This is a genomic window from Saccharobesus litoralis (assembly GCF_003063625.1).
GTDB lineage: Bacteria > Pseudomonadota > Gammaproteobacteria > Enterobacterales > Alteromonadaceae > Saccharobesus > Saccharobesus litoralis.
In genome coordinates this window covers 4,577,227-4,600,451 of sequence record NZ_CP026604.1, presented here as the reverse complement: position 1 = coordinate 4,600,451, position 23,225 = coordinate 4,577,227, and the positions used below count along the sequence as shown (strand labels likewise).

Genomic DNA, 23,225 nt, shown 5'->3' with positions numbered 1-23,225 from the left:
ATATGTTCAGGAAAATATTAACTATTGCTATAGGTTGTATTAGCTTTAGCGTTTTTAGCTTATCAGCCGAGGTGGCTATTATTGTTAATCCGAGTGTCGCAGACAACTTAGATAGAAAGCAAATTAGCCGAATTTTTATGGGTAAAGATAAGGCTTTTCCCTCTGGCTCTGATGTTATTCCTTTTAATTTGAATGAAGGCAGTGGTGTTCGCAACGAGTTTGAGAAAATGGTTATCCAACGTTCGCCTGCGCAAATTAATGCTTATTGGGGTAAATATGTGTTTACGGGTAAAGGTACGCCACCCGATCAGTTAAAATCAGAAGCGGATGTGATTGCAAAAGTTAAATCCTCCCCTAATGCGATCGGCTATATTGACGCCAAAAACGTCACGCCTGATGTAAAGGTTATTGCTACGTTTTAGTTTGTACCTTTACTTAATACAGAGTCAGAAAATAATCTGGCTCTGTTCCTTCACTTTATCTAAAATCTTACCTATTGTTCTTGGTCATTGATTTACAAGAAAAAAACTCCTTATATTTTGGCCAAAATCTTTAATTTGTAAAAAATCTTGAAATTAATTAAAACCCTTTAGGGTCTTTTACAATAACGACATATTAATCATTCACATGACACAATTGAAAAGGTAATTCAAATGAGCGCATTCAAAAAAAATTCAGTAGCAGCAACTGTAGGTGCAGTAATGGTAGGTTCTTTGGCGGTATCAGCACCGGCTTCAGCTGCGCCATTTACAATGCAAGATTTAGACGCTGGTTACCAGTTACAAATGGCTGAGGGTAAGTGCGGCGAAGGTAAATGTGGTGGCAAAGCCAAAAAAGAAGGCAAGTGCGGCGAAGGTAAATGTGGTGGCAAAGCCAAAAAAGAAGGCAAGTGCGGCGAAGGTAAATGTGGTGGCAAGGCCAAAAAAGAAGGCAAGTGCGGCGAAGGTAAATGTGGTGGCAAGGCCAACAAAGAAGGCAAGTGCGGCGAAGGTAAATGTGGCGGCAAGGCCAACAAAGAAGGAAAGTGCGGAGAAGGTAAGTGTGGCGGCAAAGCTAAAAAAGAAGGCAAGTGCGGCGAAGGTAAGTGTGGCGGCAAAGCTAAAAAAGAAGGCAAGTGCGGCGAAGGTAAGTGCGGCGGTAAAAGCTAAGTAGTCGCTCGCGTATTTATTAAAAGTAGTTGTTTTTATAGTTTCTTTATATAGTCTTCTCGCTCAGGTCTTATGGTTCATTGTCAGCGCTTACTCGCCCCAATCACATAATAGAGCATATGCTCATGGGGTCTCGAAGCTTGACGGCTTTGCCTACATGGATGTAGGTACTTAGGTTTCGTCTGGAACTAGAAACCTGCCCCTAAAACCTGATCGCTTTGACTATACATGACAGCTACTTACTGTTTTATTTGAGGCCGTGACAGCTTTATTTACCTAAAATGTATGGGTATAAAGTGTCATGGCTTTTTTACGTTTTGTGTTTAGCATTTTGCGTTTTTATATTTTGAGAGAAGAGAATGGCTGGATTGGCTAATTTAAATCGGGTCGGTTTAGGTTTGCGGCGCGATATGCTTAGCGAATTTGTTGAACAAGTTCCACCACAAGCTGAATTTATGGAAGTGGCGCCTGAAAATTGGATGACGTTGGGAGGCAAGTATGCTGAGCAGTTTAGCTTTTTAACCGAAAGTCAGCAGTTTGTTTGCCATGGTTTATCACTGTCAATTGGCAGTCCTGACCCTTTGGATATTGAATTTGTGCGGGCGGTTAAGCAATTTCTTGATAAACACAATATTTTAGCCTATTCGGAGCACTTGAGTTATTGCTCTGCCAATGGTCATTTATATGATTTGATGCCAATTCCGTTCACTAAAAGTGCTGTTAAACACGTTGTACAGCGTATAAAGCAAGTACAAGATATTATTGAACGCCCTTTAATTATGGAAAATGTATCTTATTACGCAGCGCCTGGTCAGGAGATGACAGAACTCGACTTTACGTTAGAAGTGCTAGAACAAGCCGATTGTCAGTTATTGCTCGATATTAATAATATCTATGTTAATTCAGTTAACCATGGCTATGATGCCGAGCATTTTTTACAAGCAATGCCGACGCAACGGATCGCCTATGGGCATATTGCAGGTCATTATCAAGAGGCTAAAGATCTAATAGTTGATACGCATGGAGCCGATGTCATTGAACCCGTATGGCAGTTACTTGAAAAAGCTTATTCTCTACATGGTGTTTTTCCGACATTGCTGGAGCGCGACTTTAATATTCCCGAAACGGATGAATTAGTACTCGAGCTAGAAAAAATAAAAGTTATTCAGCAAAAGTATCAAGCTTTGCAAAAGGTGAGTGCTGGATGACAGACTTTACTGAAATACAACAGGCATTCGCTAACCATATCCGTGACCCTGAAAATGCGGCCATGCCAGAAGGAATTGAAAACCGCAGAATGAAGATCTATCGCGATTTGTTCTTCAATAACGTGTTAGGGTTTATTACGTCAGGCTTTCCGGTATTAAACAGTTTATATAATGAAGAGGATTGGCAGCGTTTAGCTCGCAAATTTTTTATTCAGCATCAATGTGAGTCGCCAATATTTTTAGATATATCAGAGGCCTTTGTTGAGTTTTTGGCAAATGAGTATCAACCAACCGCGATCGATCCGCCATTTCTGGTTGAATTAGCACACTATGAATGGGTTGAGTTGGTTATATCAATTAAGCAGGAATTAGCGGATTATCCATGTATCGATATTGAGCAAGCGAAGGAGCAGCCGCTTGTTATAGCAGAAACTGCATGGCCACTTCATTACCAATATCCTGTTCATCAAATATCTAATGAATACCAACCGCAACAACCCACTACAGAAGGGACGGGGTTGGTCGTGTATAGAAATAAAGAACTGGATGTCGATTTTATGTTAGTTAATCCAGCGACCATTCAATTGCTCGGATTGATACAAGCAAATCCTGGTTGCCTTTATCAAGATATTTTACAGACAGTTCAACAATCCATGCCGCAATTTACTCAGGAACAAATAGAAAGTGGTTTTGAACAAACCCTGTCTGGATTGTTAGCTAGAGGTATTGTTCGTCAATATTGTTCTTAGTATGGACATTATTTGAGCTGTTTTTTGTTCGAATTGTTGTTAATTTCATCGCTTTGCTGGTGTTTTAATCAAACAGTAATTTTTTAAGAAAAAAATGATAAAACTCGTTGACTTGAAGAATAATTTCTTTAATATGCGCACCCACGAAACGGTGAGATGGCCGAGAGGCTGAAGGCGCTCCCCTGCTAAGGGAGTATAGGGTTTGTAGCTCTATCGAGGGTTCGAATCCCTCTCTCACCGCCATTTCGTGAAGTGTGTTTTAGATGCGCGCGTGTAGCTCAGCTGGATAGAGTACCTGGCTACGAACCAGATGGTCGGAGGTTCGAATCCTTCCACGCGCGCCACTTTCTTCACACTGCGTTTTTCCAAAGCGCGCGTGTAGCTCAGCTGGATAGAGTACCTGGCTACGAACCAGATGGTCGGAGGTTCGAATCCTTCCACGCGCGCCATTCCTTTCCTAAGTTATCTATTCTTTTTGGCTATTTCAGCTAAATTTTATTTTTAAATGCCCAAAACATTAACTCAAGCAAGACACAAGCTGGGGTGAAAAAGCTATTCTTTTTTCTGGGTGTTTAAATATTACCCACAGAGAATTTAAGGGCGGATCGCCGTTTATAGCTTGAAAAACTTAGAGATCTTGCCGCATATCGGCTAAGATACTAAAACTTATTATAACCAAATGCAGAGAATTAGTTTGAATTGGCTTTTAGCAAGCTAATTTAAATGAGTTTTCACATACGTTATGCCGATTTGATGGGACGAAAATTTGATTTTTACCTATCTGCACGGTATACGTACTGTTCTGCATTTTTTAAATGAATGATGGTATGGAAAATCTTAGTAGTACGTTACTAGAAGCCGCTAATTTAATGTTGGTGGGCATGGTCGTGGTATTCGGCTTTTTAAGCCTACTAATTGTATGTATCCAATTAATGTCAAAGGCTTTTGCTGGTGAGGTTGAAACTAGTGTGACTCAACCTAGCAGACGTCCCGCTGTTCAGAATGACCAAGCGCGTGCGGCGCAAACAACAGCCGCGATTTCTGCAGCAATTCATAAACACCGTCAAAAGTAAGTTCTAGCAGGAGAATAATATGTCTAAACCACTCGCGATAACCGAGCTTGTGTTACGTGATGCGCATCAGTCACTGTTGGCTACGCGTGTTCGTCTCGAAGATATGCTGCCTATCGCAGAAAAACTCGATAAAGTCGGTTACTGGTCTGTAGAAAGCTGGGGCGGTGCAACGTTTGATTCTTGTATTCGTTATCTTGGTGAAGATCCTTGGGAACGTATTCGTGCTCTGAAAAAAGCGATGCCAAATACGCGTCAGCAAATGTTATTACGTGGCCAAAACTTATTAGGCTATCGTCACTATGCTGATGACGTTGTCACCAAGTTTGTTGAGCGTGCTCACACTAATGGTGTTGACGTTTTCCGTATTTTTGATGCAATGAATGATGTTCGCAACATCCAAACGGCAGTTAAAGCGGCAATTGATGTAGGTGCTCATGCTCAAGGTACATTATCTTATACTGTTAGTCCGGTTCATACATTGGACTCATGGTTAGACTTAGCTCGTCAAATTGAAGATTTGGGTGTTCACTCTATTTTCATTAAAGATATGGCGGGTTTACTTCAGCCTTACGTTGTTGAAGAGTTGGTTACACGTCTTAAAGAGACTGTTTCTGTGCCAATTGCCATGCAATGTCACGCGACAACAGGTTTAAGCACAGCGACTTATATGAAAGCAATTGATGCGGGTATCGACATGCTAGATACCGCTGTTTCAAGTATGAGTATGACTTATGGTCACACTGCTACTGAAACCATGGTATCAATTGTTGAAGGTACAGAGCGCGACACAGGCTTGAATTTAGAAGACATGGAAGATATTGCAACTTACTTCCGTGCAGTACGTAAGAAGTACGCTAAGTTCGAAGGCGAATTAAAAGGTGTTGATGCACGTATATTAACGGCTCAAGTTCCTGGTGGCATGTTAACTAACATGGAAAACCAGTTACGCGAACAAGGTGCTTCAGACCGTTTAGATGAAGTATTAAAAGAAATTCCACGTGTACGTGAAGATCTTGGTTATATTCCTTTAGTCACACCAACTTCGCAAATCGTTGGTACGCAAGCCGTATTGAACGTATTAACTGGTGAGCGTTATAAGTCAATTACTAAAGAAACTTCAGGTGTACTTAAAGGTGAGTACGGTGCTGCGCCTGCGCCATTAAATGCTGAGTTACAAGCTCGCGTATTAGATGGTGCTGAAGCTATCACATGTCGCCCAGCTGATTTGTTAGAGCCTGAGCTAGATAAACTTTCTGCTGAGTTAGACACTTTAGCATCTGAAAAAGGTATCTCTTTAGCGGATGAGAAAATTGACGATGTATTAACTTACGCGTTATTCCCGCAAATTGGACTTAAGTTCTTAGAAAACCGCAATAACCCTGATGCATTCGAACCGGCTCCAACGGGTGAAGATGAAGCTCCAGCTAAAGCGGCTCCAGCTCAATCAACTAGCAATAATGAGCCAGGCGCTTATGATGTTAGAGTAGATGGCAAGTTATTCCATGTTGAAGTTGCGCCTAGTGGCACAATTAGCAATATTACCCCAGCTCAAGCTGCTGACGAAGTCGTACCACAGTCAGCATCAGTGTCTGGTGGCGAAACATTGAATGCGCCATTAGCGGGTAATATCTTCAAAGTTGTCGTTTCTCAAGGTGATCAAGTCGCTGCTGGTGATGTTGTGATCATTATGGAAGCAATGAAGATGGAAACCGAAGTGCGTGCTGCGAAAGACGGCACAGTTGTCGATCTATTCGTTAAAGAAGGTGACTCAGTAGCTGCTGGCGATCCAATCTTATCTTTGGCTTAAGAGGGAATTAAATGGAAGGTTTAGTTACCCTTTGGCAATCAACTGGACTGGCTAATTTTGAGCTAGGTCAGGTGTTGATGATGGCAGTGGGCTTTCTACTGCTATATCTTGCCATTGTTAAAAAATTCGAACCCTTACTATTGGTTCCAATCGGTTTTGGCGCGTTATTAACTAATATTCCAATTGCTGGCTTATCTGATCCAGGTGGAATGTTGTACTACGTGTATTACATTGGTATCGATAGTGGTGTCTTTCCGCTGTTAATCTTCATGGGCGTTGGTGCTATGACAGATTTCAGCGCGCTAATTGCTAACCCTAAAATGTTATTATTAGGTGCTGCTGCGCAGTTTGGTATTTTTGCGACTTTGTTCGGTGCCATTTTGCTTAATGCTGTACCTGGTTTTGAATTTAGCCTAGCTGATGCATCTGCGATTGCTATCATCGGTGGTGCTGATGGTCCTACTGCTATTTTTGTTGCGTCTAAGTTAGCGCCTGAGTTATTAGGTGCGATTGCTGTTGCTGCTTATTCATACATGGCATTAGTTCCACTAATTCAACCGCCAATTATGAAAGCCTTAACTAATGAGGAAGAACGTAAGATCCAAATGGAGCAATTACGTCCTGTTTCTCAAAAAGAAAAGATCATCTTCCCGTTAATGGTGTTATTCGCGACTATTTTATTCTTACCTTCAGCAACACCGTTAGTCGGCTGTTTCTGTTTAGGTAACTTAATGCGTGAATGTGGTGTGGTTGATCGTTTAAGCAAGACTGCGCAAAACGAATTAATCAACATTGTAACTATCTTCTTAGGTTTAGCGGTAGGCTCAAAATTATCAGCTGAAGCTTTCTTAACGGTAGAAACATTAGGTATTTTAGCCTTAGGTGCGGTGGCATTTAGTATTGGTACTGCAACTGGGGTATTAATGGCTAAACTGATGAGTCGTTTATCAGGTGGTAAGATTAACCCATTAATTGGCGCCGCAGGCGTTTCTGCGGTACCTATGGCGGCTCGTGTTGTTAATAAGGTTGGCTTAGAGTCTAACCCTCATAACTTCCTATTGATGCATGCTATGGGGCCAAACGTAGCAGGTGTATTGGGTTCCGCTGTTGCGGCAGGTATATTACTTGCGTTGGTTCAAGTGTAATTAGCACTTTGCTATATAATCCTTTTAAAAAAGCGCCTTTAGGCGCTTTTTTTGTTTTTGAATTGAGATTAGTTTAGATCTAACTTGTCGCTAGAGACTCGCTTAAAATACTTACTTTTGGTGTCTTTCGGCATAGTAGAGCAGGTCGTTAGGGTTTTTCAGGAAACAGGATCTAGGTCTGTACCTTGTACTTCGATAAATGTTGCAGATATTAGGTAATGTCGCAGCGGAAAAACAAGTTTGTATCAGCTCTGCTGCTATTGTCGTACATGGGCGTAGGAAATGCCGTTAAGTGTCTGGAACAGCTTACGGCGACCTATATGGATGTAGGAAATACCGTTAAGCGTCTGGAACAGCGTACGGCGACCTATATGGATGTAGGAAATGCCGTTAAGCGTCTGGAACAGCGTACGGCGACATCAATGTAGAGTAAGATTAGAGACCCGTTCAATTTCCATTGTTGGGCCGAATTGATTTCGGTTATTGCAAGCTATAAAAAAACCAGTGACTTAGCACTGGTTTTTATTCGTTAGTGAATTAAAACGGTAAAATAAGCTTATTTACAGTTTTCTTTGTCAGTACATTCACCATACAAATATAAGCTGTGCGCAGTGAGTTTAATGCCGTTTTCATTGGCTATTCTCTCTTGACGCTCTTCAATCATTTCATCAGCAAACTCAATAACTTTACCGCATTTTAAGCAAACGAGATGATCATGATGTTGTTTTTCACTTAATTCGAATACGGATTTTCCACCCTCAAAATGGTGACGGGTAACAATACCTGCATCATCAAATTGGTTGAGTACTCGATAAACAGTCGCTAAGCCGATTTCTTCTCCACGCTCTAGTAAAATCTTGTACAGATCTTCTGCGCTAATGTGCTGCAATTCTGGTTCTTGCAACATTTCGAGAATTTTTACTCGAGGTAAAGTGACTTTCAGACCGGCTTTTTTTAATTCTAAATTGTGGTCAGACATAATAAATAAACTTTATATAACCTATTGCGTACATTATATAGCAAGGCCGCTAATATAAAACCTTACTCTGTAAGTTTATTTGTTAATATTGAGTTGAATGCGGAATAAGATAGGGGAAAAGAGAAGCGAGTGGCTTCTCTTTTAAGTGTATTAGGCTAATTCGTCTAAGCACATTTCTTCACGAAGTTGTTTACACCAAGCTTTAACTCTTTGGTCGGTTAACTCGGGCTGGCGATCTTCATCTATGCCGAGTCCAACAAAAGTACTGTCGTCGACTAAGGCTTTTGACGCTTCAAATTCATAACCTTCTGTTGAGGTGTGGCCGACAACAATAGCGCCTTTAGGCTCTACGATATCGCGGATCATCCCCATGGCATCTAAGAAATATTCAGCATAGTCTTCTTGATCACCACAACCAAAGATAGCGACAAGCTTATCATTGAAGTCTAGCTCTTCTAAATCAGGAAAAAAGTCGTCCCAATCACATTGGGCTTCACCATAATACCAAGTGGGTATGCCTAACAATAAAAAGTCATACTTGGCTATATCTTCTTTACTCGCTTTAGCAATGTCATAGACATCGACTAAATCTTTACCGATTTCTTTTTGTAGCATTTTTGCGATGGCTTCTGTGTTGCCGGTGTCGCTACCAAAAAAACAACCTATAACTGACATAGTTTATCTGTCTCGCTAAGAATCAAAAAATACTTGGATTATTCCCTTTACAATAAAACCGAAACAACCCAAAAATAAAACTAACCAAACGGCCAACTTACCAATTAAAGGCACATTGCCTTTATCGAGCACATCTTTAATTGCTAAGAATATAAACAGAAATAGTGCTGCAATACCTAAGTAAAAGCCGAGTGTTTCAAACTGCTCAAACGTCATAATTGTAAATTCAACGTTAAATGGACGCGCATTTTAACATAGATGGTGGTTAGTTACACAGAGGACGCGCCAAGAAAATCACTGACGATACGATTGAATAGCGTAGTTTTTTCAGCATGCAGCCAATGACCAGCACCTTGAATGATTTTAGCTTTACTGTTTGGAAACAGTTTGACTATGGCTGGTTGATGCTGACGTTGAATATAATCTGACTCGCCACCTTTAATAAATAGAGTAGGGTGAGTGTATTCAGCCTCAAGCTCTGGAAAGCCAATAACGTATGAATAATTATTGATGATGTATTCAAGGTGCATTTTCCAGACAAAAGACTCAGCTTGACGACTTAAGTTACGCAATAAAAACTGCCTAACACCAGGTTCGTCGACGTATTTGGCTAAGGTTACATCTGCATCATTACGGTTATTAATCGTATCTAAATCAATCGCCTTTAAGCCATTAAATATTTGCTGGTGGCGTTCAGGATAGGTGACAGGCGCGATGTCAGCTACGACTAGTTTATTTATGCGACAGGGTTGCTGTATAGCCATAACCATAGCCGCTTTGCCGCCCATAGAGTGGCCGAGAAGGTAAAAATTTGTCACTTGGAGCGAATCTAGGGTTTCGAAAACATCGCTTGCTAACGTGTGATAATCCATCGCAGCGTCATGGGCTGAGGCTCCGTGATTTCGCAAGTCAACTGAAATCACCCGATAATGCTTACTGAGTGAACGGGCAACCATATTTAAGTTATCTAAACTACCTAGCAGGCCATGGATTAAAACTAAGGTAGGGCCTTGCCCTTTGTCAGTAAAATTGAGGATCATAAAACGCGTTAATTATTTTGAAGATTTCATTTTTTTATAGAGTTGAGCATGTACCCTGACTTGCTTAATGGCGTTATCGGTAACTTCGACAATATCTACCGGATAGCCATACAACTTAATGGAAACATTAGGCTGTGGAATTTCTTCTAAATATTCGAGTATTAAGCCGTTTATGGTTCTAGGGCCGTCAATGGGCAGTTTCCAGCCCAAGTCTTTTGCTAAATCTCTAACATTGGCGCTGCCTTCAACTAAATATGAGTTGTCAACTTGACGGCGGTAATCTTCATGTCGACCAGGTTGAGCTCGATTTTCAAAGTCGCCAACAATTTCGACAAGAATATCTTCTAAAGTTAATAAGCCTTGAATGTCACCATACTCATCAACTACTAGTGCAAATCGATAGTTTTTACGCTGGAAATGTAATAATTGGGTGTTGAGTGGCGTGCCTTCTGGTACAAAAACTAATTTCTTGGCCGCCCGCAGCAAAGTATCTTTCGAGAATTTCTTTTTCGACGTTAAACGCAATACGTCGCGGGCGTGGATGTATCCGACGGCATCGTCTACTGTATCTCTATAAAGTAATAAGCGAGTATGTTTTGTGCCGTACAGCTGCTTAACAATATCAGCCCATTCGTCGTTAATATCAATGCCTAAAATTTCATTGCGAGGCACCATGACATCTTCCACCGCAACTTTTTCTAAGTCGAGAATGCTCAGTAGCATATCTTGGTGTTGACGTGGGATCATAGTACCGGCTTCATTAACTACAGTACGTAATTCTTCTTGGTTAAGTACCTGTCCATTGTCATCAGGTTTAACTCTAAATAGTTTTAAAATACCATTAGTGATGGCGTTAAGCCCCAAAACGAAAGGATAAAAAACCCACATTAATGGTTTTAAAATGATGGCAGCAGGGTAAGCAATGCGTTCAGGAAACCAAGCAGCCAGCGTTTTTGGCGTAACTTCTGCAAAAATGAGTATGATGGTGGTTAAAGCTACGGTGGTAATTGCGGTGGCAACCCCTAAACCTAAGTGACCAAATAAGCGCATACCTATCGTGGTTGCAATAGATGCCGCTAGAATATTGACTAAGTTGTTACCGATTAAGATAAGACCAATGAGTCTATCTGGGCGTGACAATAAATTGTGCACGCGCATGGCATTGCGATTTTTTTGTGTAACAAGATGCCTTAAGCGATATTTGTTTAAAGACATCATGCCTGTTTCTGAACTAGAGAAAAAAGCAGAAATTAAGACAAGTACACCCAAAAATATTAGCAGGGTACCGGTAGATATGTCGTCCAAGAATTAAGCCCTTTAATTATTGAATCAGTTATATGGTGATGAAACTGATATTTTCAAGCCCATGGTGTTAGCTCATTATAAAGTCACGTACGAAACGTGAGCCAAAGTAACCCAAGGTTAATAGTGTTGAACCGCTTAGTGTAAGTACCAATGTAATGGTTCCTCGCCATCCCCAAATTGCATGCCCTAAAAGCAAACAGCTAAAACATCCCCAAGCGATAATAGACAGTATGGCTTTGTGGGATTGGCCTGAACCAAAGAAGTTATCGAGAAATAGAGCACCTGTGATAATAGAAATGGTTAGACACAACGTACCTGTGATCAGCAATTGGAAAATTTGTCGTTCAATTTCATTTAACGCTGGAATAGGTAATCGTAAAATTGACAGGTCATGCATTTTTAAACGATAACTGACAAATCGATATTGGAAAGCTAAAAGAGTCGCTACCGTTAATATGGCATAGGCGCCAATCGCAAATCCGATATGTGATAGGGTTTGGCTCGACCAAGACGCGACAGTGGGTAAGTCTACTGGCGCAACCAATCCAATGAGCAACATAACGGCGGTAAATACAAAGCAAACAGGTAACACAAAGAAATTATTGAACTTTTGCGCAAAACCAATTGATGCAAAAGAAACCACTAAGCTGACGATATTGACGACCAAGACTAAATTGTATGAATCTGGCGAAGCAAGATCAAAATGCTGATGGATAAACAAGGTATGCATCACAACCGCAAGTAAGCCAGGGGTGATGATGATTTTAAGTTGGTAATTGTAGTGCTTGAAAAATAATAACAGTAAGGCAGCCGCACTGATTAAATAACCTAAAACGCCTATAACAGCGAAAGCCATGTATTACCCTTGAAATAGTGTTAATTCCTCAACTGCGGATAATAACAACTTTCTTTGATAATTAAACGAATTAACCTTGGAAAATCTGTCTATCTTGCTGTGATTTTGCACATTTTTTATTAATAACTGTGTTTCAACACTTTAATTCACCGTTCATGACCTGCATATTGGATTAAATTGCGGTTATAATGCCGCCTATATTTACAAAGATATTTTTGCCTGCCGCTTAGCGTATTTCGCAAGCATTATGTGTGCATGCTGCAATTTTAGGTAATTTCATGTTTCAAAATTTATCAGATCGTCTTGGCCAAACGCTTAAAAATATTACAGGTCGTGGTCGTTTAACTGAAGACAATATTAAAGAAACGCTGCGCGAAGTGCGTATGGCGCTATTAGAGGCAGATGTTGCTCTACCTGTAATCAAAGCATTTATCGCCAATGTTAAAGAAGCGGCTTTAGGTACTGAAGTCAGTAAAAGTCTTAATCCTGGTCAAGCTTTTGTCAAAATTGTTAATGACGAGCTTGTTAAAGCCATGGGCGAAGCGAATGAAGAATTAAACTTAGCGGCCCAAAAACCGGCTGTTGTTTTAATGGCGGGTTTGCAAGGTGCGGGTAAAACCACCTCTGTTGGTAAATTAGCGCGTTATTTGCGTGAACGCGAAAATAAAAAAGTTTTAGTCGTATCGGCTGACGTATATCGTCCAGCGGCGATTAAACAGCTAGAAACCTTAGCCGGTGAAGTGGGCGTTGAGTTTTTTCCAAGTACGGTAGAACAAAAGCCGATCGATATTGTTAACGCCGCAATCCAGCACGCAAAAATTCAGTTTTTCGATGTGCTATTAGTTGATACTGCAGGGCGCTTGCACGTTGACGAATCCATGATGGATGAAATCAAACAGTTACATGCGGCAATCGAGCCAGTAGAAACTTTATTCGTGGTTGACGCCATGACAGGTCAAGATGCTGCCAATACCGCTAAAGCTTTCCATGAAGCGCTACCATTAACGGGTGTTATCTTAACTAAAGCGGATGGTGATGCTCGTGGTGGTGCTGCACTTTCTATTCGTCATATTACCGGTAAGCCAATTAAATTTATTGGTATGGGCGAAAAACTGGATGCATTAGAGCCTTTCCATCCGGATCGTATTGCTTCTCGTATTCTCGGCATGGGTGATGTCTTAAGCTTAATTGAAGAAGTTGAGCGTAAAGTAGACAAGAAAAAAGCCGAGAAAATGGCTAAGAAAATACAAAAAGGCCAAGGCTTTGATTTAGAAGATTTTCGTGACCAATTACAGCAAATGAAAAACATGGGTGGAATGATGTCCATGTTAGATAAATTGCCGGGTATGTCGAAATTGCCTGACAATATGAAAGATAAGGTAAACGATAAGCAATTCGTCCAGTTAGAAGCCATTATCAATTCAATGACGCCAAAAGAGCGTCAGCGCCCTGAAGTCATTAATGGTTCGCGTAAGCGTCGTATCGCCAATGGTTCAGGTACCACTATTCAAGATGTAAACCGCTTGATTAAACAATTTAATCAAATGCAAAAGATGATGAAGAAGATGTCTAGCAAAGGCGGCTTAAAGAAAATGATGAAAGGCATGGGCGGTATGCCTGGTATGGGTGGCGGCGGAGCACCAGGGCAATTACCACCAGGAATGGGCGACATGGGCAATCCAGGCGCGCCAGGTGGCTTACCAGGACTTGGTGGCGGCTTACCGGGGGTAGGTGGCAACCCATTTAAGAAAAAATAATCACTATTAATATTTGAAAAGTCACCTTCGGGTGACTTTTTTGTGAATGGAACAAAAAATGGCAAACGAACTAAATGTATTTTATCCGGCAGCGGGTAAATGCAGTGCAAGAATAAAAATAGAACAGGTCAAAGAAACCGCGAATCCTGATGTTTTGGTGGGGAAAGCACAGTTACCCTTGACCGACCACGTTGGCAAGGTTGTGATATACAAAACGATTTTGCAAGACGGTTCAATTGATCTGCGTGCGGTTTCTGCTTACTGTCCACACCAAGGCTATGATATTAGCAAAGATCCGCTAAAGGCCGATGGTAATGTCTACTGTTCGTTACATAGAAGGCCAATCTGTATTTATAGCGAATATAATCAAGCGTTTGCGGTTGAAAATAGCGGTGATGAATACTGGATAATAGAAAATTAGAGGTAAGGATAAGAACATGAAAAATTTTGACCAACGCTTTTTTGACCAGCTGGTTGAGCGGGCAAAAGCCTCACCGCGGCGGCGTACCAATGAAAATCTGCATGATGATTATAATGCGCCAGTGCAAAGATTATTTATTGCCATGGAGCCAGATAGCTATGTGCGCCCGCATCGTCATATAGAAAGCAACAAGTGGGAATTCTTTTATGTAAGCCAAGGCCGCCTTTTGTTTTTACTTTATGATGAGCAAGGTACGGTCACTAAGAAAGTTGAACTTTCGGCTAATGGTCCACAGCAAGGCTTAGAGATCCCACCTAATGTTTGGCATTCAACTGTCGCGTTAGAAAGCGGCACCGTTTTTTTTGAGGTCAAAGAAGGACCTTACACAGTGACAACGGACAAAGGTTTTGCTCAGTGGGCGCCAGTAGAAGGCGATCCTGAAGTGGCTGATTTTATTGCTAAGTTAGTCAATATCCAAGAGGGTGAATCGGCTCGTTTTTAATCTTAGAATATTTACTTTTAGTTTCGTTTTTTGAGCACCAATTGGATAAGCTAGGTATAGTTCGCAAAAACCTAATCGTTTGGTGCTCAAGTGCTTATTAATAATTATTCCTCGTTTAATTCGTATTGGTTTTGGTATAAGGTCGAGCGATATCTAGATAAATAACCATAGAACTCGGGACTATATTCATTCAAAAAACTAAGAAACTGAGTTTCTAACATATCTAAATATTCGCTAGTTAATTCAAATTTGGGCTCTGATTGAGAGTACGTAGCTTCGATATACTCAGATAATGTTCCCTGCTTTTGAAATTCTGTTCTAAGCGCTAATAATAAATCTTTCCTCAGTCGCTTAAAGGTTAATTTCGACCATTCAGAATGCTCCTCTAGTTGTTGAAACCAAGCTGCAGATTGACGCATCAATTCAACTTCTTTATTGCTAATAGAGGTATTTGCTTCTGGTAGATTTCCTACTAATCTGTGCTCTTCGGACAAGCCTAACTTAACACTGAGTATCTGATTGTATCTTTGTGGTGTTTTTCTTAACATTTCATAAGGCAAGAAAATAATATCCTGACTTTGATAATACTCAGCCCAAACATCGAATAATTCTCTTAAGTTCAAAGTCGCTAGCAAAAACTCTTTTTCACTTTCAACAAAGCTCTGTAGATCGAGATGACCGCCCTCCTGAATATATTGTTTATAGATTGATAATATCCAATCGATGGGATCTCTAATTACAGCTAAAACTTTGGCTTCAGGGATTTGGTTAAATATGCTGTCAGCAAAAAACCAACGGGCTTTGGTAACTTGCTCTGCACTTACTGAATAGCCCCAAGCAAAAGTTGACAAGGCTTCCGATGTATAAATGCCACTGACTGGTTCATCAACTCGCTTGTCAAAAGTTAACGGGGTAGCTATTGGTAAATCTTCATAGTCTTTAAATTGATGAATAGCCTGCCTAATATTGCTCACCATGGGCGCTAAATTTTGCCAGCAGCAATTTAAGTGTTTATGTGTTGACCAGTAATTTTGTAGTGCTGTTGAGCCAGTCTTTGGTAAACCGATATGAATTAAATTGAGTTTTGCTTCTTCCATTACATTTGGCCGTAATTTTTCTCGAGATTACATTAACACTATACCCCTTATTGTATTAGATAGTATGTGCGTTGTATATTTATAAGGGGTTAAATTCATATCTAACCTACACCTCTTATATAAAACAATCAATACAATTTGATACAAGGAATTTTACTTTATGAGTATACGGGTCATTCGTGCTTGTGTTTTTGCTCTTAGTTTCACGGTATGTGGAGCTCACGCCTTTGATAGAAACGAGTTATTGGCTTTTTATCCCTTTGCGGGAGATGCCAAAGACTATAGTGGTAACGGGCACCATGCTTTTGCAGTGGGGGCTACGCTTACTTCTGATAGAGAAGGGAACCCCAACAGTGCTTATTTTTTTAATGGTAACGATCTAGTGAGGGCTCCTAGCTTATATGGCTTTGATTGGGGCAGTCAATTTACGGTCACTGCTTGGTATAAGCGGACAGGATTATTTGGTAAATACTCAGGAATTGTAAACAACGGGTATTATACCAAAGGCAGCTTTGAAATCCGTATGGGGCGCGAGAATGGCGGAACTGCTATTTTAGGTCGCATTAATAGTGAAAACGGTGGTACACCAGGTTTAGGATTCAACGATGTGTATCCAGCTAACAACCAGTGGCATCACGTTGTGTTAACCTATGACGGCTCAATAACTAATTTTTACTTAGATGGCCAATTTATTGAGTCTAGCACTGCTGCCCGAGGCAATATGCAAACTAAATATAATATTTTAGCTATTGGTATGGGTGGAAATGGCGGTGGACGTGGTGTAGAAAGTGAATATTTTTATGGTGCAATTGATGATGTAAGAATTTATCAAAGAGCTTTTACACCTGGTGAAATATTAACTTTATATCAAGATGATGCTGAAACTGGTTTTATATTGGATGCGGGCCAAAGCCAAATAAAAATGGCTGGAGAACAAATAACTTTAGATGCCACATCAAGTTATGATTCGGATGGTAACGTCATTAGCTATCAGTGGTCTTTAGCTAAGAGTCCTAAGAATGTTCCTGTCACGCTGTCCGATATATCTTCAGCAACACCTAGCTTTACTGCAGTTAAACCAGGCTATTATCGATTTGAATTAACCGGAACAAATGGTCAAATAAACCTATCTGATACCGTTGAAATTCACGTCATTCCAACAGTTGATGTTAGCGAACTCATTGCTTATTACCCCATTGCTACTAATGCTCAAGACTATAGTGGCAATGGCCATCATGGTCTTGTTTCTGGCGCTATGCTTACGGTTGGCAAAGATGGCGACCCATTTAGTGCTTATTATTTTGATGGTAGAGATAAAATCACAGTAAATACGTTAAGAAATTATGCGTTTGGGGACCAACTTTCTGCGAGTATTTGGTTTAAAAGAACGGGACTAGTTACGCGGTATCAAGGTCTCTTAAACAACGGCTATAATACATTTGGTAGCTTTGAAATCCGCATGGGTCGAGAATCCAATGGTAGAGTTATCTTTAGCCGAGTTCGCAGTCAAGGTGGGGCTACCCATGGCATTGGCTTTAATGACGTATTTCCCAGCCTTAACCAATGGCACCATGCCGTGTTGACCTATGATGGAAATTCAACCAAGTTTTATATTGACGGAGAATTTATCGAGCAAAGTGCAGCTGCCAGCGGCGATATGCTAGTAAAAAATACACCATTAACCATAGGTCACGCTGGAACTGGAGCAAGTAATACAGAGTACTTCTATGGCGCAATTGATGATATTCGAATATACAATCGAGCATTATCAGCAGAAGACGTTGAAATGTTATTCCTTGGCGAATCAGCATCAAATGATACGGATGAAGATGGTATTGCAGATGATGACGATAACTGCCCACAACTAGCAAATGCCAATCAAGTAGATACAGACGGAGACGGTATAGGAGACCTATGTGATCTCGATCTAGACGGTGATTCGATTGATAACACTTTAGATAACTGCCCAACAATAACTAACAACGAACAAAAGGATCTTGATGGGGACGGCCTTGGCGATGTTTGTGATAGTGATATGGATGGTGATTTGGTATTGAACGAAGTAGATAACTGCCCGTTAAATGCTAATTCAGACCAAGCTGATATGGATGGAGATGGTTTAGGAGACTTATGTGATCCTGATATAGATGGTGATTTTTTCGACAATGATCTCGATAATTGTCCGGACATTTACAACAGTGACCAAGCCGATTTTGATATCGACGGGATTGGTGATGCATGTGACCCTGATATCGATAATGACACTTGGCTAAATGGTGAGGATTGCGCTCCATTTGATGCAACTATAAATCCAGGAGCAACAGAAATCATAGAAAATGGAATCGACGAAAACTGTAACCCAGATGATGATACCGCATCAGGGATAGCAGCAAGCCTGATCGAGCTTATTCAACAAATAGACGTTGCAAATCTTAAAAGCAAAAATTGGGGGAAAACATTTGCAAATAAGTTGAATGAAGTTGTTAGTCTTGTCGAGCAGGCTGTAAATGAATCAGACCTTAATACAGGACAAGCTTTGTTGGGAGACGCATACGATAAGCTTGAAAATGATATTATTCCTAAAACAGATGGATGTGCTATTACTGGTGAAGTTGATAATAACGATAAAATATCCCACTGCAGCGATCAGACTCAAATTTATCTAGGTTTAGTTCAATTTCAAAGTGCAATTCAATTTATTAATAAATAAAAATTGTAGAGTTATTAGTCGTTTGCGTTCTTAAAAAGGTTAGCGATAATTGACTAAGCAATCGGTACGCATAAACTCACAGTTTACAGAGTGGTAATCTTCCTCGGTAAACAATGCTATTTGTGCTGTTCGCTTTTCTCAAAGGTGTCTAGTTACCTCATTAAAGGTAACTAGCATATGTGAAGCAACTCATACTTTCATCGCTTAAAAGGTATACGCTTTAAACATTCTTTTTGGTACAGCCTAATTTGCTTTGCTTCTTCTGCACAAAATTGCTTGATTGCCGGTTGAAACGTCGGCTCTGCTAGCCAGTGCGCTGAGTAACTATAAATGGGTTCAAAGCCCCTTGCCAGTTTGTGCTCGCCTTGAGTTCCGGGGTTGAAACGCTGCAAATTATGCTTAATTGCGTATTCAATGCCTTGGTAATAACAAAGTTCAAAATGTAAGTATTCGACCTCGGTTAAACATCCCCAATACCTGCCATATAAATTTTGTTGGTCTTTGAAAAACAAGGCTGAAGCAATCATTTTATCTTGCTCGTCAAAAGCTGCGATCAAAGCTAAGTTGTCTGGCATTACGTCAAATAAATGTTCAAAAAACGCTTGGTTTAAATAGCCTTGTTGCCCGCGCTTTAAATAGGTGACTTGATAGCAATAGTAAAACTGCTTAATGAGTTGGGTGTCGAGTTGATGTTCAGTATGTGAATCAAAAACACGAATTGACGTGACAGCTTGCTGAGCCGATTTTCGTTCTTTTTTGACTTGTTTGCGCTTGCGAGAAGTAAAACGATTGAGGTAGTGCTCAAAATCATTATAGCTGTGATTAAACCATTCAAATTGTACCCCCAAGCGAATATTAAAATCGTGTGTAGCTAACTGTTCAGCAAATGCTTGCGGAATAAAATTGATATGCCAACTACTGAATTGGTTATCCAAACAAAATTGCCGGCCAAATTCACAGAGTTGGCTTAATTGCTCTAAATTATGATTGCCCAATAGCTTAGGGTTGGGAATGGGCGTAAAGGGCAGGGCGGAAAGTAATTTCGGATAATAATCAAAACCGTATTGCTGATAAGCCTGCGCCCAACTCCAATCAAACACATATTCACCGTAACTATGCTGTTTTATATAGCTGGGTAAGAATAAACTCAAATCCTGATTAGCTATGTGGCTAGTATGCCAACCGCTTTTTAAATTGACACATTGTTTGTCTTCTAAGGCTTTTAGAAATACCGAATTAAGAAAAGGGTCGTTATCCAAATTTCCTAAATTATCAGGTGTTTTAGAATAAACAGAAAATTGATTATCAGGCGTCATTAACAATGTCTTTGTACTGAGTCGTTGAAATTTTCGTTGGATAGGGCGTACTATAAGTCATCCGCAACAATACAACACTAAATTGAACAACCAAATAAATGATAGTGGATCAGGTGAAAACGAAAACTCACTTGAAACACAAAAGCAAATCGAAAAAAAAGCGCGTCATTATTTAACGTTTTTACTCGCTCGGCGTGACTATTCGCAAGTTGAAATTAAGCGTAAATTTTATTCACAAGGTTATTCCAGTCAGTTATGTGAACAACTCTTATCTGAGTTTATTGATAAAGGTTATCAATCCGATAGCCGTTTTACTGAAGTGTTTGTGCGTAATAAAATTAGTCGCGGTTATGGTAAAAATAAAATTTTTGCCGAGCTGCAAGCCCATAAAATTAGTTATGCAGAATTTGAATTATGCTTGGCAGAATTAGAAGTTGATTGGTTTAGCCAACTGCTACAACTTTATGAAAAACGTTACGGAGAAACAGGGCCTGACAATGTCAAAGATAAGCAAAAAATCAGCCGGTATCTCATGCAAAAAGGCTTTAATCAACAAGAGATAAATCAATTATGGCGTGAACTTGCTTGAAATTTATGCAATCAAGAATTTAATTGTTAGTTTTAATGGTTTTGCACGTTTGCTTGGTTAACTAAATACCAAGATCATGTTACATTCCCGCCCCAGTAATTTGAGCCATATTCATACCAAATAGGATTGACCCCATGAAAATGAACACTGCACAGATCCGGCAGGCATTTTTAGATTATTTTGCACAGCAACAGCACCAAGTTGTTGCGAGTAGTTCACTTGTTCCAGCAGATGATCCAACCTTGTTGTTTACCAACGCAGGTATGAATCAGTTCAAAGATGTATTTTTAGGCAGTGATAAGCGTAGCTATAGTCGCGCCACTTCGAGCCAACGCTGTGTGCGAGCCGGTGGTAAGCATAACGATTTAGAAAATGTTGGTTATACCGCACGTCATCACACCTTTTTTGAAATGTTAGGTAACTTCAGTTTTGGTGACTACTTTAAGCAAGACGCTATTCGTTTTGGTTGGCAGTTTTTAACCGACACGCTTGGCTTACCAAAAGAAAAGCTTTTGGTTACGGTTTATGAATCTGACGACGAAGCGTTTAAAATCTGGAACGAAGAAGTGGGTGTCGCGGCCGATCGAATTATTCGCATTGGTGATAAATCCCCTGATAAAAAGTTCGAGTCAGACAACTTCTGGGCTATGGGTGATACAGGCCCATGTGGTCCTTGTACCGAGATTTTTTATGATCATGGCGAGCATATTTGGGGTGGTCCTCCTGGTTCTCCTGAAGAAGACGGTGATCGTTTCATCGAGATCTGGAACCTAGTCTTTATGCAATTTAACCGTCATGCCGACGGTACTATGGAAAACTTGCCTAAGCCGTCTGTTGATACCGGCATGGGGCTAGAGCGTATTGCCGCTATTATGCAGGGCGTTCACTCCAACTATGAAATTGATATTTTCCAAAACCTAATTAAATACACGGCTGACTTATTAAACGTAACCGATTTAGAAAATAAATCGTTACGTGTTATTGCGGATCATATTCGCTCTTGTAGCTTCCTTATCGCTGATGGTGTTATGCCATCGAACGAAGGCCGTGGTTATGTATTGCGTCGTATTATTCGCCGCGCGATCCGCCATGGTAACCAGTTAGGCGCGAAAGATGTTTTCTTCTACAAAGTGGTTCAAGCCTTAGTTAATGAAATGGGTGAAGCGTACCCAGAGCTAGTGAAACAACAAGCGCTAGTAGAAAAAATGCTGCGTATTGAAGAAGAGCAATTCTTAAAAACCTTAGATCGTGGTTTAGCTATTTTAAATGACGAATTAAAAACACTAGAGGGCGCGGTTATCCCTGGTGATTTAGTCTTCAAGCTTTACGATACCTATGGTTTCCCAGCTGATTTAACCGCCGATGTGGCGCGTGAGCGTGACTTAACCATTGATGAGCCAGGCTTTGAAAAAGCCATGCAAGGTCAGCGCGATAAATCAAAAGAAGCCAGCAGCTTTGGTAAAGATTACAACGATGCACTAACAACTGAGCAAAGCTCTGATTTTACCGGTTATGATTTAGAAACTGATACTGCAAGCGTTGTTGAAATTATTAAAGATGGTGAAGTGGTAAGCGAACTGGCTGCGGGCGAAGAAGGCATTGTGATCCTAGACCAAACACCATTCTATGCTGAATCCGGTGGCCAAGTCGGTGACACAGGGTCATTTGCGCAATCAGGCCAAACGGTCTTTACTGTAGCTGATACCGTTAAGCTAGTTGGTGCGATTGCCCATAAGGGGAAAGCATTGGCTGCTATCTCTGTTGCCAGCAAAGTAGAAGCTGTTGTTGATGCCAAGCGCCGTCAAGCAATTAAACTTAATCACTCTGCGACGCACTTAATGCATTCGGCACTGCGTAACTTATTGGGCGATCATGTATCGCAAAAAGGTTCATTGGTTGATCCTGATAAATTACGTTTTGACTTCTCTCATTTTGAAGCGGTTACTGCTGAACAAATTCAACAAGTAGAAGATCAGGTTAATGCTGAAATTCGCGCCAATAACGCCTTGCAAACAAAGTTGATGAATATTGACGACGCAAAACAGGCGGGTGCAATGGCGTTGTTCGGTGAAAAATACGATGATGAAGTACGTGTTGTCAGCATGGGCGATTATTCAATTGAACTTTGTGGTGGTACTCACGTAGCAAGAACAGGTGATATTGGATTATTTAAAATTGTATCTGAAGGTGGTATTGCCGCTGGTGTACGTCGTATAGAAGCGGTTACTGGTCAAGCAGCATTAGCGCAAGTGAATTCTCTTGAATCTCAACTGGCACAAATCGCCAGTTTGCTTAAATCTGATGTGGCTAGTGCAACAGAAAAAGTCAAAGCCGCGTTAGATAAAAATAAAGCCTTAGAAAAATCACTACAGCAATTAAAAGACAAGTTATCCAGTGCCGCCAGTGCTGATTTGGCATCGCAAACAACTGAGATTAATGGGGTTAAAGTATTAGCTGCAGAAATCGAAGGGGTTGAACCTAAAGCATTACGTAATACAGTTGACGAGTTAAAAACTAAATTAGGGAGCGCCATTATCGCTCTTGGTTTAAAAGGCGAAGGTAAGGTTAACTTAATTGTCGGTGTAACCCAAGATTTGACCAGCCAAGTGAAAGCGGGTGAGTTGGTTAACTTTCTTGCGCAGCAAGTCGGTGGTAAAGGCGGTGGTCGTCCTGATTTAGCTCAAGCGGGTGGTTCTCAACCTGAAAACCTAACTGCGGCTATTGCAACTGTTAACAAATGGCTTGAAGAAAAGCTGTAAACCAGTATTATTGGCCAGCTTTTATTAAAAAATTGTAAATTGACGTGAAGTTCTTAATTTTATGAACTAACTTTAATTTGCAATAACTT

General features: G+C 40.5%; 21 protein-coding genes and 3 tRNA genes. 16 read left to right on the top strand and 8 right to left on the bottom strand.

The genetic code is table 11. The features are described from left to right. Positions 1-2 precede the first annotated feature (2 nt). The 10 genes from C2869_RS17195 to C2869_RS17150 all read left to right on the top strand — a co-directional run bounded on the left by C2869_RS17195 (position 3) and on the right by C2869_RS17150 (position 7,130). Positions 3-422, top strand: a complete 420-nt coding sequence (locus C2869_RS17195; protein WP_108604116.1) for a type 2 periplasmic-binding domain-containing protein — start codon at positions 3-5, stop codon at positions 420-422. A gap of 231 nt (positions 423-653) precedes the next feature. Next, positions 654-1,148 carry an HvfA family oxazolone/thioamide-modified RiPP metallophore gene (locus tag C2869_RS17190; protein ID WP_108604115.1) on the top strand — a complete coding sequence of 165 codons (495 nt, stop codon included), beginning with the start codon at positions 654-656 and terminating at the stop codon, positions 1,146-1,148. Between the two features lie 359 nt (positions 1,149-1,507). Next, a complete protein-coding gene (locus tag C2869_RS17185) occupies positions 1,508-2,356 on the top strand; it encodes an HvfB family MNIO-type RiPP peptide maturase (RefSeq protein WP_108604114.1) in 849 nt (282 codons plus the stop codon). Then, entirely contained in the window at positions 2,353-3,105 is a 753-nt protein-coding gene (locus C2869_RS17180; protein ID WP_108604113.1) for an HvfC family RiPP maturation protein, read from the top strand. Before C2869_RS17185 ends, C2869_RS17180 begins: the two co-directional genes overlap by 4 nt. Positions 3,106-3,255: 150 nt before the next feature. Next, positions 3,256-3,348 (top strand) — tRNA-Ser (locus C2869_RS17175). Between the two features lie 24 nt (positions 3,349-3,372). Beyond that, positions 3,373-3,449: transfer RNA gene (locus C2869_RS17170), tRNA-Arg, on the top strand. 28 nt (positions 3,450-3,477) lie between these two features. Further along, positions 3,478-3,554: transfer RNA gene (locus C2869_RS17165), tRNA-Arg, on the top strand. A 378-nt stretch (positions 3,555-3,932) separates the two neighbouring features. Beyond that, on the top strand, positions 3,933-4,178 hold the full coding sequence (locus C2869_RS17160) for an OadG family transporter subunit (RefSeq protein ID WP_108605103.1): 246 nt from the start codon (positions 3,933-3,935) through the stop codon (positions 4,176-4,178). Positions 4,179-4,197: 19 nt separating this feature from the next. After that, on the top strand, positions 4,198-5,985 hold the full coding sequence (gene oadA, locus C2869_RS17155; RefSeq protein ID WP_108604112.1) for a sodium-extruding oxaloacetate decarboxylase subunit alpha: 1,788 nt from the start codon (positions 4,198-4,200) through the stop codon (positions 5,983-5,985). 11 nt (positions 5,986-5,996) lie between these two features. After that, positions 5,997-7,130, top strand: coding sequence for a sodium ion-translocating decarboxylase subunit beta (locus C2869_RS17150; protein WP_108604111.1), 1,134 nt, complete (start codon positions 5,997-5,999; stop codon positions 7,128-7,130). A gap of 556 nt (positions 7,131-7,686) precedes the next feature. Here C2869_RS17150 and fur read toward each other — a convergent pair. The 6 genes from fur to C2869_RS17115 all read right to left on the bottom strand — a co-directional run bounded on the left by fur (position 7,687) and on the right by C2869_RS17115 (position 11,985). Continuing rightward, the gene (gene fur, locus C2869_RS17140) at positions 7,687-8,109 is read right to left on the bottom strand and encodes a ferric iron uptake transcriptional regulator (protein ID WP_108604109.1); all 423 of its coding nucleotides are present in this window, start codon (positions 8,107-8,109) and stop codon (positions 7,687-7,689) included. Between the two features lie 150 nt (positions 8,110-8,259). After that, entirely contained in the window at positions 8,260-8,784 is a 525-nt protein-coding gene (gene fldA, locus C2869_RS17135; RefSeq protein WP_108604108.1) for a flavodoxin FldA, read from the bottom strand. A 15-nt stretch (positions 8,785-8,799) separates the two neighbouring features. Then, positions 8,800-9,000 (bottom strand): DUF2788 domain-containing protein, encoded by a 201-nt coding sequence (locus tag C2869_RS17130; RefSeq protein ID WP_108604107.1) that lies wholly within the window; start codon positions 8,998-9,000, stop codon positions 8,800-8,802. A gap of 53 nt (positions 9,001-9,053) precedes the next feature. Continuing rightward, on the bottom strand, positions 9,054-9,824 hold the full coding sequence (locus C2869_RS17125; RefSeq protein ID WP_108604106.1) for an alpha/beta fold hydrolase: 771 nt from the start codon (positions 9,822-9,824) through the stop codon (positions 9,054-9,056). Between the two features lie 12 nt (positions 9,825-9,836). Continuing rightward, positions 9,837-11,129, bottom strand: coding sequence for an HlyC/CorC family transporter (locus C2869_RS17120; protein WP_108604105.1), 1,293 nt, complete (start codon positions 11,127-11,129; stop codon positions 9,837-9,839). 67 nt (positions 11,130-11,196) lie between these two features. Continuing rightward, entirely contained in the window at positions 11,197-11,985 is a 789-nt protein-coding gene (locus tag C2869_RS17115) for a cytochrome C assembly family protein (RefSeq protein ID WP_108604104.1), read from the bottom strand. A gap of 278 nt (positions 11,986-12,263) precedes the next feature. On the opposite strand from C2869_RS17115, the gene ffh reads away from it, so the two are divergent. From ffh to C2869_RS17100, 3 genes are read left to right on the top strand one after another with little or no spacing between them, the layout of a single operon-like run. Continuing rightward, a complete protein-coding gene (ffh, locus tag C2869_RS17110; RefSeq protein ID WP_108604103.1) occupies positions 12,264-13,742 on the top strand; it encodes a signal recognition particle protein in 1,479 nt (492 codons plus the stop codon). Positions 13,743-13,800: 58 nt separating this feature from the next. Further along, complete coding sequence (locus tag C2869_RS17105) at positions 13,801-14,163, top strand: Rieske 2Fe-2S domain-containing protein (RefSeq protein WP_159084211.1); 363 nt, start codon at positions 13,801-13,803, stop codon at positions 14,161-14,163. Between the two features lie 16 nt (positions 14,164-14,179). Next, entirely contained in the window at positions 14,180-14,665 is a 486-nt protein-coding gene (locus C2869_RS17100; protein ID WP_108604101.1) for a WbuC family cupin fold metalloprotein, read from the top strand. 104 nt (positions 14,666-14,769) lie between these two features. Here the strand turns inward: C2869_RS17100 and C2869_RS17095 are convergent, their stop codons facing one another. Further along, positions 14,770-15,762: a sulfotransferase gene (locus C2869_RS17095; RefSeq protein WP_108604100.1), complete on the bottom strand. Its 993-nt coding sequence runs from the start codon at positions 15,760-15,762 to the stop codon at positions 14,770-14,772. A gap of 160 nt (positions 15,763-15,922) precedes the next feature. On the opposite strand from C2869_RS17095, the gene C2869_RS17090 reads away from it, so the two are divergent. Next, positions 15,923-18,472, top strand: a complete 2,550-nt coding sequence (locus tag C2869_RS17090) for a LamG-like jellyroll fold domain-containing protein (RefSeq protein WP_108604099.1) — start codon at positions 15,923-15,925, stop codon at positions 18,470-18,472. 197 nt (positions 18,473-18,669) lie between these two features. Here C2869_RS17090 and C2869_RS17085 read toward each other — a convergent pair whose 3' ends face one another. After that, positions 18,670-19,788 carry a GNAT family N-acetyltransferase gene (locus C2869_RS17085; RefSeq protein ID WP_108604098.1) on the bottom strand — a complete coding sequence of 373 codons (1,119 nt, stop codon included), beginning with the start codon at positions 19,786-19,788 and terminating at the stop codon, positions 18,670-18,672. Between the two features lie 82 nt (positions 19,789-19,870). Here C2869_RS17085 and C2869_RS17080 point away from each other — a divergent pair, with 82 nt between their 5' ends. Next, a complete protein-coding gene (locus C2869_RS17080; RefSeq protein ID WP_159084210.1) occupies positions 19,871-20,377 on the top strand; it encodes a regulatory protein RecX in 507 nt (168 codons plus the stop codon). Positions 20,378-20,511: 134 nt separating this feature from the next. Beyond that, on the top strand, positions 20,512-23,136 hold the full coding sequence (gene alaS, locus C2869_RS17075) for an alanine--tRNA ligase (protein WP_108604096.1): 2,625 nt from the start codon (positions 20,512-20,514) through the stop codon (positions 23,134-23,136). Positions 23,137-23,225 lie beyond the last annotated feature (89 nt).

Bases quoted from the DNA above. Each gene is read 5' to 3' on its own strand.
- C2869_RS17195 (WP_108604116.1), top strand. From the start codon at position 3: ATGTTCAGGAAAATATTAACTATTGCTATAGGTTGTATTAGCTTTAGC.
- C2869_RS17190 (WP_108604115.1), top strand. From the start codon at position 654: ATGAGCGCATTCAAAAAAAATTCAGTAGCAGCAACTGTAGGTGCAGTA.
- C2869_RS17185 (WP_108604114.1), top strand. From the start codon at position 1,508: ATGGCTGGATTGGCTAATTTAAATCGGGTCGGTTTAGGTTTGCGGCGC.
- C2869_RS17180 (WP_108604113.1), top strand. From the start codon at position 2,353: ATGACAGACTTTACTGAAATACAACAGGCATTCGCTAACCATATCCGT.
- C2869_RS17160 (WP_108605103.1), top strand. From the start codon at position 3,933: ATGGAAAATCTTAGTAGTACGTTACTAGAAGCCGCTAATTTAATGTTG.
- oadA (WP_108604112.1), top strand. From the start codon at position 4,198: ATGTCTAAACCACTCGCGATAACCGAGCTTGTGTTACGTGATGCGCAT.
- C2869_RS17150 (WP_108604111.1), top strand. From the start codon at position 5,997: ATGGAAGGTTTAGTTACCCTTTGGCAATCAACTGGACTGGCTAATTTT.
- fur (WP_108604109.1), bottom strand. From the start codon at position 8,109: ATGTCTGACCACAATTTAGAATTAAAAAAAGCCGGTCTGAAAGTCACT.
- fldA (WP_108604108.1), bottom strand. From the start codon at position 8,784: ATGTCAGTTATAGGTTGTTTTTTTGGTAGCGACACCGGCAACACAGAA.
- C2869_RS17130 (WP_108604107.1), bottom strand. From the start codon at position 9,000: ATGACGTTTGAGCAGTTTGAAACACTCGGCTTTTACTTAGGTATTGCA.
- C2869_RS17125 (WP_108604106.1), bottom strand. From the start codon at position 9,824: ATGATCCTCAATTTTACTGACAAAGGGCAAGGCCCTACCTTAGTTTTA.
- C2869_RS17115 (WP_108604104.1), bottom strand. From the start codon at position 11,985: ATGGCTTTCGCTGTTATAGGCGTTTTAGGTTATTTAATCAGTGCGGCT.
- ffh (WP_108604103.1), top strand. From the start codon at position 12,264: ATGTTTCAAAATTTATCAGATCGTCTTGGCCAAACGCTTAAAAATATT.
- C2869_RS17105 (WP_159084211.1), top strand. From the start codon at position 13,801: ATGGCAAACGAACTAAATGTATTTTATCCGGCAGCGGGTAAATGCAGT.
- C2869_RS17100 (WP_108604101.1), top strand. From the start codon at position 14,180: ATGAAAAATTTTGACCAACGCTTTTTTGACCAGCTGGTTGAGCGGGCA.
- C2869_RS17095 (WP_108604100.1), bottom strand. From the start codon at position 15,762: ATGGAAGAAGCAAAACTCAATTTAATTCATATCGGTTTACCAAAGACT.
- C2869_RS17090 (WP_108604099.1), top strand. From the start codon at position 15,923: ATGAGTATACGGGTCATTCGTGCTTGTGTTTTTGCTCTTAGTTTCACG.
- C2869_RS17085 (WP_108604098.1), bottom strand. From the start codon at position 19,788: ATGACGCCTGATAATCAATTTTCTGTTTATTCTAAAACACCTGATAAT.
- alaS (WP_108604096.1), top strand. From the start codon at position 20,512: ATGAAAATGAACACTGCACAGATCCGGCAGGCATTTTTAGATTATTTT.